The 17,816-nt window shown below is 66.6% G+C and carries 17 protein-coding genes and 1 tRNA gene; 9 read left to right on the forward strand and 9 right to left on the reverse strand.

What is annotated here, in order from left to right; genetic code table 11:
- The first annotated feature begins 102 nt into the window (after positions 1–102).
- Positions 103–729: a LysR substrate-binding domain-containing protein gene (locus HV742_RS09130; protein WP_003454711.1), complete on the forward strand. Its 627-nt coding sequence runs from the start codon at positions 103–105 to the stop codon at positions 727–729.
- A 32-nt stretch (positions 730–761) separates the two neighbouring features.
- On the opposite strand, the gene HV742_RS09135 is transcribed toward HV742_RS09130, so the two are convergent.
- The 6 genes from HV742_RS09135 to HV742_RS09160 all read right to left on the reverse strand — a co-directional run bounded on the left by HV742_RS09135 (position 762) and on the right by HV742_RS09160 (position 7,374).
- The gene (locus HV742_RS09135; protein WP_003454710.1) at positions 762–2,618 is read right to left on the reverse strand and encodes a tyrosine-type recombinase/integrase; all 1,857 of its coding nucleotides are present in this window, start codon (positions 2,616–2,618) and stop codon (positions 762–764) included.
- 238 nt (positions 2,619–2,856) lie between these two features.
- Positions 2,857–2,930, reverse strand: a tRNA-Gly gene (locus HV742_RS09140).
- 79 nt (positions 2,931–3,009) lie between these two features.
- Positions 3,010–3,996: a Bug family tripartite tricarboxylate transporter substrate binding protein gene (locus HV742_RS09145; protein ID WP_175144853.1), complete on the reverse strand. Its 987-nt coding sequence runs from the start codon at positions 3,994–3,996 to the stop codon at positions 3,010–3,012.
- Positions 3,997–4,062: 66 nt separating this feature from the next.
- The gene (locus tag HV742_RS09150) at positions 4,063–5,025 is read right to left on the reverse strand and encodes a hydroxymethylglutaryl-CoA lyase (RefSeq protein ID WP_063580112.1); all 963 of its coding nucleotides are present in this window, start codon (positions 5,023–5,025) and stop codon (positions 4,063–4,065) included.
- 40 nt (positions 5,026–5,065) lie between these two features.
- Positions 5,066–6,259, reverse strand: coding sequence for a CaiB/BaiF CoA transferase family protein (locus HV742_RS09155; protein WP_049076361.1), 1,194 nt, complete (start codon positions 6,257–6,259; stop codon positions 5,066–5,068).
- 203 nt (positions 6,260–6,462) lie between these two features.
- Positions 6,463–7,374: a LysR family transcriptional regulator gene (locus tag HV742_RS09160; RefSeq protein WP_059272644.1), complete on the reverse strand. Its 912-nt coding sequence runs from the start codon at positions 7,372–7,374 to the stop codon at positions 6,463–6,465.
- A gap of 178 nt (positions 7,375–7,552) precedes the next feature.
- On the opposite strand from HV742_RS09160, the gene trmB reads away from it, so the two are divergent.
- From trmB to lysM, 4 genes are all read left to right on the forward strand, one after another.
- A complete protein-coding gene (gene trmB, locus HV742_RS09165; protein WP_100504879.1) occupies positions 7,553–8,323 on the forward strand; it encodes a tRNA (guanosine(46)-N7)-methyltransferase TrmB in 771 nt (256 codons plus the stop codon).
- Positions 8,323–9,264: a prolyl aminopeptidase gene (gene pip, locus HV742_RS09170; protein ID WP_175144854.1), complete on the forward strand. Its 942-nt coding sequence runs from the start codon at positions 8,323–8,325 to the stop codon at positions 9,262–9,264. The genes trmB and pip overlap by 1 nt, the downstream gene beginning before the upstream one ends.
- 12 nt (positions 9,265–9,276) lie before the next feature.
- Complete coding sequence (gene thiS / locus HV742_RS09175) at positions 9,277–9,477, forward strand: sulfur carrier protein ThiS (protein WP_006391536.1); 201 nt, start codon at positions 9,277–9,279, stop codon at positions 9,475–9,477.
- Positions 9,478–9,781: 304 nt separating this feature from the next.
- Positions 9,782–10,228: a peptidoglycan-binding protein LysM gene (gene lysM / locus HV742_RS09180; RefSeq protein WP_006385755.1), complete on the forward strand. Its 447-nt coding sequence runs from the start codon at positions 9,782–9,784 to the stop codon at positions 10,226–10,228.
- A 181-nt stretch (positions 10,229–10,409) separates the two neighbouring features.
- On the opposite strand, the gene ffh is transcribed toward lysM, so the two are convergent.
- Positions 10,410–11,816 (reverse strand): signal recognition particle protein, encoded by a 1,407-nt coding sequence (ffh, locus tag HV742_RS09185; protein WP_049076369.1) that lies wholly within the window; start codon positions 11,814–11,816, stop codon positions 10,410–10,412.
- A gap of 106 nt (positions 11,817–11,922) precedes the next feature.
- Here ffh and HV742_RS09190 point away from each other — a divergent pair, with 106 nt between their 5' ends.
- The 4 genes from HV742_RS09190 (at position 11,923) to HV742_RS09205 (ending at position 14,459) form a co-directional block, all read left to right on the forward strand.
- On the forward strand, positions 11,923–12,765 hold the full coding sequence (locus HV742_RS09190) for a cytochrome C assembly family protein (protein WP_049076371.1): 843 nt from the start codon (positions 11,923–11,925) through the stop codon (positions 12,763–12,765).
- Between the two features lies 1 nt (position 12,766).
- Positions 12,767–13,033 carry a PP0621 family protein gene (locus tag HV742_RS09195; protein ID WP_175144855.1) on the forward strand — a complete coding sequence of 89 codons (267 nt, stop codon included), beginning with the start codon at positions 12,767–12,769 and terminating at the stop codon, positions 13,031–13,033.
- A 208-nt stretch (positions 13,034–13,241) separates the two neighbouring features.
- Positions 13,242–13,820, forward strand: coding sequence for a 1,6-anhydro-N-acetylmuramyl-L-alanine amidase AmpD (gene ampD, locus HV742_RS09200; RefSeq protein WP_054500574.1), 579 nt, complete (start codon positions 13,242–13,244; stop codon positions 13,818–13,820).
- Between the two features lie 18 nt (positions 13,821–13,838).
- Positions 13,839–14,459, forward strand: a complete 621-nt coding sequence (locus HV742_RS09205; RefSeq protein WP_059272646.1) for a glutathione S-transferase family protein — start codon at positions 13,839–13,841, stop codon at positions 14,457–14,459.
- Between the two features lie 68 nt (positions 14,460–14,527).
- Here the strand turns inward: HV742_RS09205 and HV742_RS09210 are convergent, their stop codons facing one another.
- Both HV742_RS09210 and HV742_RS09215 read right to left on the reverse strand, forming a co-directional pair.
- The gene (locus HV742_RS09210; protein ID WP_175144856.1) at positions 14,528–16,546 is read right to left on the reverse strand and encodes a hypothetical protein; all 2,019 of its coding nucleotides are present in this window, start codon (positions 16,544–16,546) and stop codon (positions 14,528–14,530) included.
- Between the two features lie 187 nt (positions 16,547–16,733).
- Positions 16,734–17,693: a tripartite tricarboxylate transporter substrate binding protein gene (locus HV742_RS09215; protein ID WP_049076377.1), complete on the reverse strand. Its 960-nt coding sequence runs from the start codon at positions 17,691–17,693 to the stop codon at positions 16,734–16,736.
- Positions 17,694–17,816 lie beyond the last annotated feature (123 nt).

A 17,816-nucleotide genomic window follows, 5' to 3' on the forward strand; every position in this document is an offset into this window, starting at 1 on the left:
CCAAAAGCGTCGAGGATTGACACGATATAAACCACGTTAAACTTAACTCAATAGAAGCGACTTCATCGGTCGCCGCGAGTTCACTGCCTGGAGGAACTGGACGTGAAATCGAGCGATGCCTCCACTGAAATCCGGGTGGCTGTGCTCGGCGAGTGGGTGCCTTCACCGCTTGCCGACTTGCTGGCGTTGCAGCGCGCCGAAGAGCCAGAGACCGCCACCGCCTTGATCGGATGCAGTTCCACAGCGCAGGCGCAGGAACTGCCGCACGATAACTTTGACTTGGCCCTGTCCACAGCCGCCTGGGAGTGGCCAGGCTGGGTGTGCGAGCCGTTGTGGCATGACACGCTGGCAGTCGCCGTCGCCAAGCGCTCGCACCTGCTGTCCTACCGTGAAGTGCCTCGCCAAGAGCTGCTCAAGCAGCCGTTGATCTGCGCGCAGTCAACGGCCGACGAGCCGTGGCGCGCGGTGGCGCATGGCCTGGTCGAGGATGCACCGCAGGGCCATGAGCAGACCGTCAGCACCTTCGACATGGCGATGACGCTCGTCTCCGCGGGCTACGGCATTGCCGTCGCACCCGCCGCGAGACTGACCTGCTACCTGCGTCGCGGCATCGCCGCGCGGCCATTGGCTGGCGCACCCATCATCGTGATGGCCTACCTGCTTCGCCCGTCCTCGTCCTTGACCGAGCCCCAGGAAAGATTCGCCCGCCGCGCGCGCTCCGTGTCCTGAGACAGGGGCGCGCACTGCTGGGCGCTGGCGCGCTACGCAAACGCCACCTGCTGCGGGGACCACTCGCTTTCCTTCACCGTCGTGCTCACCGCCATGATGATCTTGTCGAGATTTGTGGCACTGACGCTTTCCAGAGCCGAGCCGCCGCGCAGCTTCGCGCGCGGCTGCAGGAGCGCGTTGTAGATCTGCCAAGGGTCGGCGCCCCTGGTCAGCTTGAGGACCGCCTGGATCAGCGCGTGCTTGACCGGATCGAGATGCCAATCCGGCACGCGCTGACCACGGTTGCCCAGGTTCAGCGCCAGCAGGTTGCCGGCCTTGATCTCGTAGCTGATCCACCGGCGGGACTTGCCCGCCATCTTCGCGTACTCGGCGACTGGCAGGTTGTGTGGTGCCTCGAAGACATCGACCAGTTCCATCCGCTGGCGCTGTATGTCGGACAGCGGTTCCTCCATGACGGAACGCGGCAACGGCACTGCGGGCAGCCGATGCGTCTCGGCTGACACCAGTGGCATCGCGTCTCCCGGCCTGGTCACGATCAGGAGCGGCGCCGACGCGGCCGCTGGTTTGGGTGGCGCACTCGCGGCTTCCTCATCCGAGAGGACGGGCACGCCCTCCAAATGAATGGTGAGCGGCATGCTCGCTGCCTCGACCATGTTCTGCTCGAAGAGATCGAGCCGGTCGGCCCAATCCTGCATCATCCGCCGCCGCTGCTCGACGTACTCGGCGTGGTTGTAGGTGGCACTGACCTTGTTGGGATCGACGTGCGAGAGTTGCGCGTCCACCCACACCTTCGGGTAGCCGATCTCGTTGAGCGCGGTGGACATCGTGCCCCGGATGCCGTGCCCGGTCAGCAGGTCGCGATAGCCCATGCGCTTGAGCGCGCCGTTGAGCGTGTTCTCGCTCATGCGCTTCTTCAACTCGCTGTCGTGGCGGAACAGATAGTGCTGGGCCGGTTTGAGCTGTTCGAGCAGGTGCCGGACGATCTCGATGGCCTGCACCGACAGCGGCACGATGTAGGGTGGAATGTCCTTGGGCAACTGGCGCTTCCTGCGCATGTCCACCTGGAGCTGCTTCACGACCTCGGGCGGGATGATCCAGAGGCCCCGATCGAGGTCGAACTGATCCGGCGTCGCCAGGCGCAGCTCGCCCGTGCGCACGCCGGTGAATAGCAGCAGCCGCAGACCGAGCTGGGTCTGCAGCCGGCCACGATACTTGCGCAGGCGCTGCAACAGCTTCGGCAACTCGGCCATGCGCAGGAACGGGTTGTGGTTCACCGGGGGCAGCGGCAGCGCCACCACGTCGAGGTCGGAAGCCGGGTTCTGCTCCAGGCCCGGCACGACCACCAGCGCGTAGCGGAACATCTGGTTGAACCACGTCCTGACTTTCTCGGCGACGGAGAGCGCCTTGCGCCGCTCGATCCTGGCGATCACTTCCAGCAGGTCAGGGCGTTTGATGTCGTAGATCGAGCGCTTGCCCAGCAAGGGCAGCACATCCTTGGCGAAGACGCGAGGGAGGATCGAGAGGGTGGTCTGCCGGCCCTTCTTGAGGCCGAGTTCGCGGTGGGCAAGCCACTTCTTGTAGATCGCCTCGAAGGTGTTTTCACCGGCGAGTTTGACCGCGGCGCGCTTTTGCTTGCGGTGAAGGCGCGGGTTGATGTCCTTGGCCACCAAGGCGCGCGCCTCGTCACGCAGGGCGCGTGCCTCACGAAGGGACACCTCGGGATAGGTGCCCAGCGACATGCGCTTGGGCTCCTTCATCCAGTAGTAACGGAAGTGCCAGCTCTTGCTGCCCGTGGCCGTCACGGCCAGGGAGAGACCATCGATGTCTGGAAGTGTGTAGGCCTTGCCGGTGGCTTTGGCTTGGCGGACCACCAAGTCTGAGAGTGCCATGCTCTAGCTCCTGAACATGAGTCAGGAACCAGATGCTTAACCCATCGACCTCAGCGCCCTAGCAACAATCCGGAAGCCGTCGTGCCCGCAAAAATGGACACAAAAATGGACATAAACGTCGTGGCTTCAGGTGGATTTCCGTGGAGCCCACTGGAACATCGAGGTGTCGAAAACTCAACCAGAATCAACGACTTACGATGCCTCTTGGACTTCCTCAGAATTCCCTGGAACGATGCAGTGGAGCGGGTGAAGGGAATCGAACCCTCGTATGAAGCTTGGGAAGCTGCCGTTCTACCATTGAACTACACCCGCTCGGGTGTCGTGCCCCGGCACAAGACCGGAGCAGAGGCAGGAATTATAGCCTGGGTTTTTCCGCCCCAGGCCAGCGCCATCAGTTCGCCGTGATCCCCGCCGCCTTCACCACCTTGCCCCAGCGGTCCAGCTCGGCCTGGGTGTAGTCGCCCAGCGCCTTCGGCCCCAAGAATTCGGCCTCGGCGCCCTGCTCGGCCGCCTTCTGGCGGAAAGCGTCGGTCTGCATGATCTTCTGGATTTCACCGGCGATCTTGTCCACCACCGGCGCGGGCGTGTCCCTGGGCGCGTACATGGCGAACCAGGACGAGACGATCAGGTCGGGATAGCCGGCCTCGGCGGCGGTGGGCACGTCCGGCAGCGACGCCAGGCGCGTGTTGCCGGTGACGGCCAGCGCGCGCAGCTTGCCGGCGGCGATCTGGCCGAGCAGCGGCGGCGGCGTGGTGATGGTCATGTCGACGGCGCCGCCCAGCAAGTCGTTCAGCGCCGGGCCGGTGCCCTTGTAGGGAATGTGGGTGATCTGCGTGCCCGCCATCTGGTTGAGCAGTTCGGTGGCGACCTGCTGCAATGAACCATTGCCGGACGAGGCGTAGTTGAGCTTGCCCGGGTTGGCCTTGGCGTACGCGACCAGGTCTTTCAGCGACTTGATCGGCAGGTCCGGCCGCACCACCACGACCTGGGGCGCGGACAGCACATTGGCCACCGGCGCGAAATCCTTGATCGGATCCCAGCCGGAGGTCGGCGTGACGTGCGGGGTGATGACCTGGAAGCCCGAATACTGCAGCAACAGCGTGTAGCCGTCGGGCTTGGCGCGGGCCACCGCCTGCGCGGCGATGCCGCCGGAGGCGCCGGGCTTGTTCTCGACAACCACGCTCTGGCCGAGGGCGGCGCCCAGGGGCTGGGCGATGAGCCGGGCGGCGATGTCGGTGGTGCCGCCGGGCGCGGCCGACACGATCAGCGTGACGGGACGGTTGGGAAAATCCGCCTGGGCGTGGGCGGCGCCAGCGGCGGCCAGGCCCAGCGCGATGGCGCAGGCGCGTAGAACGGGAACGGAACGGAAAGCGGTCATGCGGTTGTCTCCTTGCTGTTTTTGTATGAAGCGCCCGAGAGCCGGGCGCGTGGTGTGAAGCAAAACCTAGGCGGCGTCGCCGGCCGGCCCGAACCGCTCCGCCAGCCACGCGGGCGGCGGATGCGCGGCCAGGCGCGGTCCGGCGCGCAACAACGCCATGGGCAACTCGCGGCCGACCAGCCCCGGAAGTCCGCGCAGGATGGCAAGCAGCGATTCGAGCGACACGCCTGTCCGCACGCCCATGCACTCGAACATGTGGACCAGTTCTTCGGTGTTGACGTTGCCGCTGGCGCCGGGCGCGTACGGGCAGCCGCCCAGGCCGCCGGCGGCGGCGTCGAAGCGGGTGATGCCGGCCTGCCAGGCGGTGACGGCGTTGGCCAGCGCCATGCCGCGCGTATTGTGCAGGTGAACGGTAAGCGCCACGCCCGGCAGGCGCCGCGCCGCGTCGGCGCACAGTTCGCCCACCTGATTGGGATAGGCCATGCCGGTGGTGTCGCACAGCGTGATGCCACCGGCGCCGGCATCGACCAGGCGGGCGGCCAGGTCCAAGACCTGTTCCGCCTGCACGTCGCCGTCGAACGGACAGCCGAAGGCGGTCGACAGCGACACATTGCAGGGCGCGCCGGCGCGCGCGGCGGCGGCTAGCACCTGGCTGAGTTCGTCGAACGATTGCTGGCGGGTCATGCGCAGGTTGGCGCGGTTATGCGTCTCGCTGCATGACATGACCAGGTTCATCTCGTCGACGCCGGCTTCCAGCGCCCGCTCCAGGCCGCGGATATTCGGCACCAGCGCCGTATAGATCACGCCGGGCCGGCGGCGGATGCCCTGCATCACGGCGCCCGCGTCCGCCAGGGCCGGAATGGCCTTGGGCGAGGTGAAGCTGGTGACCTCGATGCGGGCAAAGCCGCAATCGGACAATGCATCGACGAAGGCGATCTTGTCTTCGGTCGGCACCATGCGCGCCTCGATCTGCAAGCCGTCGCGCGGGCCGACCTCGTTGATTTCCAGGACGGGGGAACCGGTGTTCATGAGCGCATCCTCGCTGCCGGATTAAGGGAAATGGCGCGGTTCATGCGATCACGCCGCGCGCCCGCAGCGCTTCGCGCTGTTCCGGGCTCAGGCCCGCTGCCGCCAGCACCGCGTCGGTGTGCTCGCCCAGCGTCGGCGCGCGCTCGCGCACCGCGCCCGGGTTGGCCGACAGGCACGGAAACACCGCCGGCATGTCCACCGCGATGCCGCTGGCGGCCTCCAGGCGGGTGATGGCGCCGCGCGCCTGATAATGCGGATCGTGGGCAATATCAGCCACCGAATAGATGCGGCCCGACGGCACGTCGGCTTCGCGCATGGCCTGCAACACCTCGTCGATGCTGCGTTCGGCGGTCCAGGCGCCGATGGCCTGGTCGATCTCGGCCACGCGGCGCGCGCGGCCGTCGTTGTGCGCCAGCTCGGGATCGCGGCCCAGGTCGTCGCGGCCGATGCGCGCCATCAGCCGGGTGTAGATGGCGTCGCCATTGCCCGCGATCAGCACATAGCCGTCGCGGCACGGATAGGCGTTGGACGGCGCGATGCCGGGCAGCGATGCGCCGGCCGGTTCGCGCACCGCGCCAAACACCGAATACTCCGGCAGCAGGCTCTCGCTGAGGTTGAACAGGCTCTCGTACAGCGCCGCGTCGATGACCTGCCCCTGGCCGCCACGGGCATCGCGCTGGTACAGCGCCAGCAGCACGCCCAGCGCGCCATGCAGGCCGGCGATGGTGTCGCCCAGCGACAGGCCGGCGCGCACCGGCGCGCGGCCGGGCTCGCCATTCAGGTAGCGCAGGCCTGCCATGGCTTCGCCAATCGCGGCAAAGCCCGGCTCGCGCGCCTTCGGCCCGGTCTGGCCATAGCCGGAAATGCGCAGCATGATCAGGCGCGGGTTCAACGCGTGCAGCGTCTCCCACGACAGGCCCCACTTCTCCAGCGTGCCGGGACGGAAATTCTCGATCAGCACGTCGGCCTCGGCCGCCAGCTGGCGCACGATGTCCTGGCCCTCGGGCTGGCGCAGGTCCACGCACACGGACTGCTTGTTGCGCGACTGCGCCTCCCACCACACCGAGGTGCCCTCGTGCAGCAGGCGCCACTTGCGCAGCGGATCGCCCTGCCCGGGCGGTTCGATCTTGACGACCTGCGCGCCAAAGTCCGCCAGCGTCTTGGCGGCGAACGGCCCCGCGATGAGTTGTCCCAGTTCCAGCACGCGTATGCCGGCGAGTATCTGCCCTGCCATGTCGCCTCCCGGGCGCATCCAACCGATGATGGCCCGCAGTGTGCGTCATCGCCCGGGGCGGCGGAATGGACGATTCGGGAAGGGGGCATTCCCGGATCGAGAAAGCCCGGCGCGGCGGCCGCGCCCCGGTCGGACAGGCCAACCCGGACAGGCCAACCGATTGCCGGCCGCCACCAAGCGCTTTTTTGCGTGCGAGCCGGCCTCTAGGCCGTGCCCGGGTCCTGCGCGCCGCGCAGATGCGCCAGCAGCAGCCGCGCCGCCACCGGCAGCGCATCGGCATCGCGCACGCCCAGCAGCAGCCAGCGTCGCGCCCAGTCGTCGGACAGGGCAATCAGGCGGATCGGCATGGAGCGCGCATGCGGCTCGGCCGCCAGCCGCGGCAGGATGCCGACCCCGCGCGTGGCGGCCACCATGCGGCAGATGGCGTCGAAGCTGCGCACCTGGATGCGCAGCCGCATGTCGCGGCCCAGCCGGCCGCTCTCGTCGGCCAGGCGGGTGGCCAGCGAGGTCGCGGGCGGCAGGCCGACGTAGTCGTAGGCCAGGGTATCGGCGAACGCCACGCTGGCCTGGCGCGCCAGCGGATGACGCTGCGGCACGATCAGCACCAGTTCGTCGAGCCGATACGGCACGGTGGCCAGGCCCGCCGCCGGGGTGCGGTCGGCGAACACGCCGATGTCGGCGCGGTTCTCCAGCACGGCGGTGACGATGTCGCTGCTGTTCTGCTCTTCCAGGTCGATGCGAACGGCCGGATGCGCTTCCATGAAGGACGCCAGGTCTTCCGGCAGGAACTGGGTCAGCGACGAGGTATTGGCGGCGATGCGCACCTGCCCGCGCACGCCCCGGGCATAGTCGGACAGGGTGCCCGCCATCTGCTCGACTTCCTGCAGCACCCGCAGGGCATGGACCAGGCAGGCCTGGCCCGCCTCGGTCAGCTCGACGCCGGCCGCGTTGCGGTAAAGCAGCTGGGTGTCCAGCGCGGCCTCCAGGTCCGAGATCCGCTTGCTGGCCGCCCCCACCGCCAGGTGCGACGCGCGCGCGCCGGCCGAGATGCTGCCCTGGCGGGCCACCGAGACGAAAAGCGAGAGCGTGACGAGGTCGATGCGGGCGATATTCATGATGGACGCGCGGCGCCAGGCGGACGCCGCGGCTGCACTATAGCGCGCAGGCCCGGGGCACCCGCCCCCGCTGACCGTCCGCGATAAGTCCCCATTTAAACCAAAAGGCGGACTGCAGCCCGGCGGGGCTGCCACTACAATCCCGCCTATGACAACGAACAGCTCTGCGACTCCCCCCGTGAACACCCCCGCAACACCCGGCAACCCCGACGCGCCCGCGCCGGTTTCCCCCCAGACCGAAGCCGCGCTGGCCAGCGCCGCGCACGCCCCCAACAGCCCGGGCGCCACCCACATCCGCAGCTTCGTGCACCGCCGCGGCCACATCACCCAGGGCCAGTTGGCCGCGCTTGAGCAACTGCTGGGCAAATGGTCGATTCCCTACGCCGCCAGGCGCCTGGACCCCGCGGCCGCCTTCGGCCGCGAAGCGCCGACGGTGCTGGAAATCGGCTTCGGCATGGGCGAGACCACCGAGAAGATCGCGCTGGCCCGTCCCGGCGACAACTTCCTGGGCGTGGAAGTGTTCAACGCCGGCGTCGGCTCGCTGCTGCGCCGCATCGAGGATTCCAGCATCCCCAACCTGCGCATCATCCAGCACGACGCGGTCGAGGTGGTGCGCGACATGATCGCGCCGGACTCGCTGGCCGGCGTGCACATCTACTTCCCCGACCCGTGGCCCAAGAAGCGCCACCACAAGCGCCGCCTGATCCAGCCGCCGTTCATCGCGCTGCTGGCCAGCCGCATCGCGCCGGGCGGCTATATCCATTGCGCCACCGACTGGGAAGACTATGCGGTGCAGATGCTCGACGTGCTGGGCAACGAGCCGCAACTGAAGAACACCACGGACGGCTACGCGCCGCGCCCTGATTACCGCCCCCTGACCAAATTCGAGACGCGCGGCCTGCGATTGGGCCATGGCGTCTGGGACCTGATCTTCAAGCGAGTCGCCTGATGCTCTACCCCGCGATCGAACCCTACCGCCACGGCATCCTGGATACCGGCGACGGCCATCAGGTCTACTGGGAACTCTGCGGCAACCCGCAGGGCAAGCCCGCCGTGTTCCTGCACGGCGGCCCCGGCAGCGGCTGCTCGCCAGTGCATCGGCAACTCTTCGATCCCAAGCGCTACAACGTGCTGCTGTTCGACCAGCGCGGCTGCGGCCGCTCGACGCCGCACGCCGGCCTGGACAACAACACCACCTGGCACCTGGTGGCCGACATCGAACGCCTGCGCACCGAAATCATGGGCGCCGACCAATGGCTGGTGTTCGGCGGCTCGTGGGGTTCGACGCTGGCGCTGGCCTACGCCGAAACGCATCCGCGGCACGTCAGCGAACTGGTGGTGCGCGGCATTTTCACGCTGCGCCGCGCCGAAGTGCAATGGTTCTACCAGGAAGGCGCGTCGTGGCTGTTCCCCGATCGCTGGGAAGAGTACCTGGCCCCCATCCCCGAAGCCGAGCGCGGCGACCTGGTGGCGGCGTACCACAAGCGCCTGACGGGCGATGATCCCGCCGAGCAGTTGCGCGCCGCCAAGGCCTGGAGCAAATGGGAAGACAGCACCATCACGCTGCTGCCCAGCCCGCGCCACCAGCAGAGCCACGCCGCCGACCGCGCCGCGCTGGCCTTCGCCCGCATCGAGAACCACTACTTCGTCAACGCCGGCTTCATGGAAGAAGGCCAGTTGATCCGCGACGCCCACAAGCTGCGCGGCATCCCCGGCACCATCGTGCAGGGCCGCTACGACGCCTGCACCCCCGCGCGCACCGCCTGGGACCTGCACCGCGCCTGGCCCGAGGCCGAATTCCATATCGTGCCCGACGCGGGCCACGCCTTCGACGAACCCGGCACGCTGGCGCGCCTGATCGCCGCCACCGACGCCTACGCCAAACGCTGAGGAGACCGACCCATGCACATCACCCTGAACGGCGACGCCCGTGAATTTCCGCTCGACACCACGGTGAACGAACTGCTCGAAACGCTGGGCTATGCCGGCAAGCGCGTGGCGGTGGAACGCAACGGCGAGATCGTGCCCAAGAGCCAGCACGCGCAGACCGCGCTGACCGACGGCGACCAGGTCGAGATCGTGGTGGCGGTGGGCGGCGGCTGAGCGCCGGCCGGCAAGCGCCGGTCGCCACCCGCGGAAGGGCTGCAGCAATGCAGCCCTTTTTTTCATTATCCTGACGGGTGGCTAGCAACCTGTTACACGATTACCCCTCTCTCGCGGCGACCTGGCGAGTCATAATCGTTGGTGCCGGCGCGTCCGGGCCTGGCCCGGCAAGCGGATTTGCATGCCGACGCCCCGCCAATCCGGGAGCGACGGCAACGCCGGCACCATGCGCAGAAGTCCGGGGACCGCGCGCCCTGACACGCATCGCTCTTTCTCTCACCGCAACATAGATAAAGGAAACACGATGGGTCTGCTCAATTTCATCAAGGACGTTGGAGAAAAACTCTTCGGCGCCAGCGAAGCCAAGGCGGCCACGCCGGATGAGCTGAAGAAGGAACTCGACAAGCACGGCCTGAATGCCGATGGCCTGCAGATCTCGGTCGATGGCGACAAGGTCACCGTCACGGGCGAGGCCGCCAATACCGAGGCCGCCGAGAAGATCGCGCTGGCGCTGGGCAACACCGTTGGCGTGGCCGCGGTGGACAACCAGTTGAAGGTCAAGCAGGCCGCGCCCGAGGCCAAGATGTACACGGTGCAGAAGGGCGACAACCTGTGGAAGATCGCCGAGGCGCAATACGGCAAGGGCCAGGGCGCCAAGAACACCCTGATCTTCGAGGCCAACAAGCCGATGCTGACCAGCCCCGACAAGATCTACCCGGGCCAGGTGCTGCGCATCCCGCCCCTGTCGTAAGCCACGAAACAGAATGGGCCCTTGCGGGCCCGTGTCGCGGCGCAGAACCCCCTGCCTGCCGCGATGATTTGGCCAGGCGCAACGCCTGGCCATTTTTTTGGTGGAAATCCCCGCGGGCAAGCGCCGGCAGTCAGCGGCAGCCCCGAGGGACCGGCCCCGTCGCCGGGCGGCGGCGTGCCGGTCAGCCCTTCATGAAGCGGCCCATGCCCTTCATGCCGCCCATGGCGCGCATCATCTTGGCCATGCCGCCCTTCTTCATCTGCTTCATCATGCCCTGCATCTGCTCGAACTGGGCCAGCAGGCGGTTGACTTCCTGCACCGGCACGCCCGAACCCGCCGCGATGCGGCGCTTGCGCGAGGCCTTGATGAGTTCCGGCTTGGCACGCTCGGCGGCCGTCATGGAATTGAGGATGCCCTCGGTGCGGCGCAGCTGCTTTTCGGCCTGGCCGCCCTGCAGCTGGCCGGCGGCCTGCTGGAACTGGGCCGGCAGCTTTTCCAGCAACGAGCCCATGTCGCCCAGCTTCTTGACCTGGCCGAGCTGGTCGCGGAAGTCGTTCAGGTCGAACTTGTTGCCCGACTTGATCTTGGCCGCCAGCTTCTGGGCCTCGGCGATGTCGATGTTCTTCTGGGCCTGCTCGACCAGCGAGACGATGTCGCCCATGCCCAGCACACGCTGCGCCATGCGCTCGGGGTAGAACGGCTCCAGGCCGTCCAGCTTTTCCGAGACGCCGACGAACTTGAGCGGCTTGCCGGTGACGTGGCGCACCGACAGCGCCGCGCCGCCGCGGGCGTCGCCGTCCAGCTTGGTCAGCACCACGCCGGTCAGCGGCAGCGCCTCGGCGAAGGCGCGGGCGGTGTTGACCGCGTCCTGGCCCTGCATGGCGTCGACCACGAACAGCGTTTCGACCGGCTTGACCAGGTCATGCAACGCGCGGATCTCGCGCATCATGGCCTCGTCGATGCCCAGGCGGCCGGCCGTGTCCAGGATCAGCACGTCGTAGTGGTGACGGCGGGCGTGGTCGACCGCGTTGCGGGCGATGTCCTCGGGCTTCTGGCTGGGATCGGACGGCAGGAAATCGACGCCGACCTGCGCCGCCACGCTCTTCAACTGGTCGATGGCGGCCGGGCGGTAGACGTCGGCGGACACCACCAGCACCTTCTTCTTGCCGGTCTTGCGGCCGTGCTGGGTGTGCTGGCCTTCGCTCAGCCAGCGGGCCAGCTTGCCGGTGGTGGTGGTCTTGCCCGCGCCCTGCAGGCCGGCCATCAGGATGACCGCGGGCGGCTGCACGGCCAGCGACAGTTCGCCGGAATCGGCGCCCAGGTCGCCGCCCATGAGGGCGGTCAGTTCCTTGTGGACCACGCCCACCAGGGCCTGGCCGGGGCTGAGGCTGCTGGCGACTTCTTCGCCCAGCGCCTTTTCCTTGACCCGGGCGACGAAATCGCGCACCACGGGCAGCGCCACGTCGGCTTCCAGCAGGGCCATGCGCACTTCGCGCAGCATTTCCTGGGTGTTGGCCTCGGTCAGGCGGGCTTCGCCGCGCAGTGTCTTGACGACGCGCGACAGGCGTTGAGTTAGGTTATCGAGCATGAGAGGCGTTTCCGCTTAAACTAGTTGATTGAACGGTGGCCGCAGGCGCGGATTCTGCGCTGTCGGGCGGCATGCGCCCCCAGGCCCCATCCAGACAACGGTTTCTATGTCACTAGGCATTGTATTTCACACAGCGGCCGCCTTGGCGTACGCCGTGCTGGGAGGGTCCCTCTGGATCCGCCTGGCGGGCGCCGGGGAAGTCGAGCAAACGGGCAAAGTCGCCCGTCTGTGCCTGCTGGGAGCCCTGGTTCTCCATGGAATCGGGCTGCAACAGTCCATGCTGGGGGCCCCGCACCTGTTCATCGGGTGGGCGCTGGCCCTGTCGGCCGCCATCTGGCTGGGCATGGTCGTATTCTGGCTCGAAAGCCTGCTGGTGCGCATCGACGGCCTGCAATTGCTGCTGCTGCCTGCCGCCACCCTGGCCAGCGGCCTGGCCGCCCTGTTTCCCCAGGGACAATTCGTGCCCCACGCCGACAACGCCTGGCTGCGCGTGCATTTGCTGATCGCGCTGGGCGCCTACGGGCTGATCACCATCGCCGCCCTGCACGCCATGCTGATGGCGCTGCTCGACCGCCACCTGCACCGCCCCCTGGACGCCCCCGCCGAACGCAGCATCATCGGCCGCGTGCTGGACTCGCAGCCGCCGCTGCTGGTGCAGGAACAACTGCTGTTCCGCATCATCTGGATCGGCTTCGTGGTGCTGACCCTGGCCGTCGGCTCGGGCTCCATCGCCTCCATGAAGCTCACCGGTCAGATCCTGCCGTTCGACCACAAGACCGTCTTCACCCTGCTGTCCTGGTTCACCTTCGGCGTGCTGCTTGCCGGGCGCCACATCTGGGGCTGGCGCGGCCGCGTCGCCCTGCGCTGGACCCTTACCGGCTTCGGTTTCCTGATCCTGGCCTACACCGGCAGCCGGTTCGTGCTGGAAGTCATTCTGCATCGAGGCTGACGTGGGCAAACTGCTGTTCTGGATCGTCATCATCATCGGCGTGCTCTTTGTGGCCCGCATCGCCGGCCGCATGGCCGCCGCCCGCCAGGATTCCACCGCCAGCGCCAAGCCGCGCGCCACGCCCAACCCGCCCGCCACCGGCGCGCCGGAGGCCATGGTCCGTTGCGCCCACTGCGGCATCCACCTGCCGCGTTCCGAGGCCCTGCTGCAGGGCGGCCAGACCTGGTGCAGCCAGGAACACGCCCGGCTGGGACCGGCGGCGAAATAAAAGGCGGGTCTGAGCGACCGGCCGGCCCGGATCCGCGGGCCCGCCATCCCGCCATTCCGCCAGCCAGCCCAGCCAGCCAGACAGCCCGGAGAGGCTCGCCCATCACAGGACGCAACCACAGCACCGCCCCCGGGTGGCTCCGCCCTCATTCGCCCCCTTTTCACACGCACGGCATAATGCACGTTGGATACCAACCTGCTTTCCTCCCATGCCCCTGCTTCTGGATCGACATGGCTGGCTGGCGCCGGCCCCGGGCGTTTCCCGGCTGCCCTCCCCCAACTGCGACGCGCGTCCCCAGGACGCCCAGGTGTCGCTGCTGGTGCTGCACAACATCAGCCTGCCGCCCGGCCAATTCGGCGGCCCCGAGGTGGCCGGCCTGTTCCTGAACACGCTGGACTACGGCTCGCACCCCTGGCTGGAACGCCTGCGCGGCCTGCGGGTATCGGCGCATTTCTTCATCCGCCGCGACGGCCGCATCGTGCAGTTCGTCTCCACCGATGCGCGCGCCTGGCATGCCGGCGTCTCGCGCTTCGCCGGCCGCGAGCGCTGCAACGATTTCTCCATTGGCATCGAGCTGGAAGGCACCGACACGCTGCCCTACACTGACGAACAGTACCTGGCCCTGCGCCGGCTGACGCCGGTGCTGCGCGCACGCTACCCCCTGGCGGCCGCCTGGGGCCACGAACACATCGCGCCGGGCCGCAAGACCGACCCGGGGCCCGCTTTCAACTGGACGCGCTTCGGGCGCGACAGCGGCTTTGCGCGGCGGCAGTTGCCGCCCGTCTGACCCTTACAAGGACCGGTTATGTTGAAGATCTGGGGACGGCTGACGTCCGTCAATGTGCAGAAAGTGATGCTGGCCGTGCGCGAACTGGCGCTGCCGCACACCTTCATCGAGGCCGGCGGCCCGTTCGGCGTGGTCGACACGCCCGAGTACGCCAAAATCAACCCCAACCGCACCGTGCCCGCCATCGACGACGGCGGTTTCGTGCTGTGGGAATCGAACGCCATCGTGCGCTACCTGGCCGCCCGCTACGGCGCCGGCACCCTGTGGCCCGAGGACGTCTGCCTGCGCGCCGACGCCGACCGCTGGATGGACTGGCAGACCACCGAATGGCAGGGCGCCATGGGCCCGGCCTTCCTGGGCCTGATCCGCACGCCGGAAGAAAAGCGCGACCACGCCGCCATCGAGCTGTCGGTCAAGCGCAGCAACGCCCGCGCGCAGATTCTGGACCGGGCGCTGCAAGGCCGCGAGTTCATCGCCGGCCGCCACCTCACCATGGGCGACATCGCCCTGGTGTGCTCGGCGCACCGCTGGCTGGCGCTGCCGATCGAGCGGCCGGACACCCCGGCGCTGTCGGCGTGGTACCGGCGCGTGATGATGCGACCGGCGCCGCAGGGGGTGTTGACGTTGCCGTTGGAGTGACAGCTCCGGCAGGCTGAAGGCATGCAACCGCATGCCTTCAGCCCCCCGCATTCGAGGCGCATTTTGATTTAGCCGAAGAAGAAATTATCGCTGTCGAGATAGGGATAATTACTGCCGATCACGTCGGCCATCATGTAGCCGTATCCGTTCGGCGTGGAAGGATCGGCGTAGTTCGTATATTCGATGAAGAAGTCCGCTATCCCATCGCCGGTTCTGTCTCCCTCCAGGCTTACGGTGGACGCCCGCCACCAACCGCTTTCGTCATCATGAGTGACGGGCCAATTCAGTCCGTGATGGTCCTCGGTCACATACCGGAGCTCTCCGGCATGCCCGGTGAACTTTCCTGTACCGATAAACCGCATGGCCTGATGTCCCTCGGTATTCAGGTCGCCATCCAGATTTGAAAAATCGAGCACGTCCGGCTCGATCCGCAGCCCCCCATATCCCCCGAGATAGGCCGGCTGGTAGTGCTTGAGGTCGAAATCGCGCGCTTCGCGGACCGTGGTCAAGCCATGGATGAACTTCGTCGTGATTTCCCCGGAGTCCGGATCGGCGAAATCACCATCGTTGAACACGATGCGATTGCCGCCGCCATGCACGACGAAGGTGTCGTTGCCGCCACGGCCCGTGAACGTCATTCCCCCAAGCACGTCGCCAACCAGGATATCGTCGTAGTCGCTGCCAATGACATAGTCGATATTGCGATATTCTCCCTGGCACCACTCGCCGCACGAACCGGATTTCAACTCCACAGGCGCGTACCCCCGAAGTTTCCCCAAGGCACTTTCATGGGTGAGGAAATGACGATTGATGTCATAGTCCTTGAGTCCAAAGGCGCTGGCCCGATCGGCAATCCACTTGTCCATGCGATCGTTGCCACTCACAACGATGTCGACGCCCCACTCGTTCAAGGAAAAATCCAGGATGTTGTATCCATCCGGATTGCCCACAACCTTGTTGGACCAATCAAAGTCGCTTCCCGGCATGAACCAGTTGATTGCATTGCCGCCGACCATTTCACTGGGGGTATTGTCACCGATGAACACATAGGATTTTCCATCCTGAGCGGTGAAGGACTTTACGCCGCCGTCCGCCGCCAGATCGGCATAAAAGACAACGTCAGGTGGTGGTCGCATGCTCGGGCCGTCGGATTGGCGTTCGGTATCCGCAGCGCCACCAATCGGACGATCCCTCCCGATTTCCGCCAGAATTTCGGGAAGGATGGCGGCCGCTTCCGGATAGTCCGCGGGATGTGTCGCAATTTCCCGCATCGCCAGATAGATTTGGTAGTCGGAGAATCTGGCACCGTCACTAACGGCGGCGACATCCGCAGCAGGCGGGCCACTGTCAACGCTCGAAAGCGTAGCGTGGGAGAGCTGCTGGTCAGGCAATGACTCCGTCGGCATACCTCCCGTATGAAGAGGGATATGCGTTCCTTCATTGACGAGCACGTCTTGGATGAATTTCGCCGCCGCCCCCTTGAGGTCGATGAGATCAGGCAGGGATGAAGCGATAGCAACGATAGCCATGCCGGCTACAACCGTTGGTATGCCTCCGCCAACCATGAGCAAAGTGCCCATTCCCGCGATCGCCCCCGCTATTGCAGCACCTCCCCACACAGACGCCACCTCGGAGCCGATCGCAACCTTGGGAGGAGTGCCTGAAGCAATATCCTTCTGGATGACGCTCCAGCTGAAAATTCCTTGCATGAACTTCTCATGCGTTTGCGCCATCACGTTCAAATACTTGAAGGCTTGTTTGTCCAGCCGGGATTCCAACAAGTCGCGAACGTATCCCAGGAATTTTCCTGTTTCCGGAATGAGCTTGTTGACCAACGGTTCCACCATCCCACGCGTCGTCTTCGGATCGTGGTAATACCTCGATTCCTCGCTGTAGTGCGAAAAGTAATACGCTTCCTTTTGGTTGAGAATCTGCGCGATGTACCACGCGGGAACGATCCGGGGCGTCGAGAAGTAAGACCAGCCGATGCCGTCCCACAGCCCAGACCCTAATCCACCGCCCCAACTCGGGGGCTCCGGCGGCCAAGTGCCATAAACGGTGACGGGGGCAAGCGTAGGCGTGGGCATGATGCGGCTCCTGATCGCGGATCATCAATAGCCGCCCGCAGACACGCAGGCGACCGTCCATAGACATAACGGTTGAGCCGCGATTTACAGTAAAAAAAAGCCGCAATTCAGACCAGTTCTCAGACACTGGCCCGCGTCCCGCGATCTGGAGCATGTCGCCGCAATCGCGGGAACTCCATCTGACGCCCTACTCCACCCAAGGCGTATTCGCCCAGATCTGCCGCAGCCTCCCATCATCCTGCTTCAAGCGTTCCTGCCACTGCGGCCCGTCCAGATAATCCATCTCGGTGAACTGCTGCTTCATCTGCGCCTGGAATTCCGGATTGGCGGCGACCTTGCCCAAGGCCTGGCGCAGCTTCTCGGCGACATCCGCCGGCAAGCCCTTGGGCGCGACAATGCCGCGCTCGGACGCGAACACCAGGTTCACGCCCAGTTCCTTGAAGGTCGGCACGTCCGGCCCCAGCGGCGAGCGCGTCGCGCTGGCCTGGGCCAGCACGCGCATGTTCTTGCCGTGATAGGGCATGACTTCGCCAAGGTTCAGGCCGCCGATCACGGTGTGCCCGCCCAGCACCGAGCTGCGCAACGGCCCCGCGCCGTTGTACGGCACATGGTTGAGCTTGGTGCCGGTCAGGTTCTGGAACAGCACCAGCGCCAGGTGATCATCGGTGCCCACGCCGGTCGAGCCATAACTGATCGAACCCGGCTTCTCGCGCGCCGCCTTGATCAGGGCATCCAGCGTCTGGTACGGACTGTCGGCGGCGACGCTGAAGGCGCTCGGGTCGCGCACCAGATTGGCCAGGTAGGTGAAGTCGGCGGTGGTGAAGCCGGCCTTGCGTTCGATCGGCAGCGACACCAGCCCGGGCATGTTGGTCATGGCCAGCGTATAGCCGTCGGGCTTGGCGCGCGCCACGTACGACAGCGCGATGGCGCTGGACGCGCCCGGCTTGTTCTGCACCACGATGGTGGTGCCCAGCTCTTTTTCCAGGAACACCGCCAGCGAACGCGCCGTCAGGTCGGTGCCGCCGCCGGGCGCGAAGCCCACCACCAGTTCGATGGGATGGTCGGGCCAGGCCCAGGCCGGCCACGCGGCGCACAGCGCGGCCACGGACAGCGCGGCGCGAGCGGCCGCCTTGCGTGTAAAGAACATGGTTGTCTCCTGTGTGGGTACTGCTGTTGTTATGCGTTGTGATGAGCCGGACAGGCCGGCCAGTCACGCGGGACGGCTGCGACGGCCGCCCCGGGTCAAATTGTTCGCTCGCCGACAGGCAGG

Origin of the sequence: Achromobacter ruhlandii, assembly GCF_902859695.1 — a bacterium.
In the GTDB taxonomy this organism is placed as follows: Bacteria; Pseudomonadota; Gammaproteobacteria; order Burkholderiales; family Burkholderiaceae_B; genus Achromobacter; species Achromobacter ruhlandii.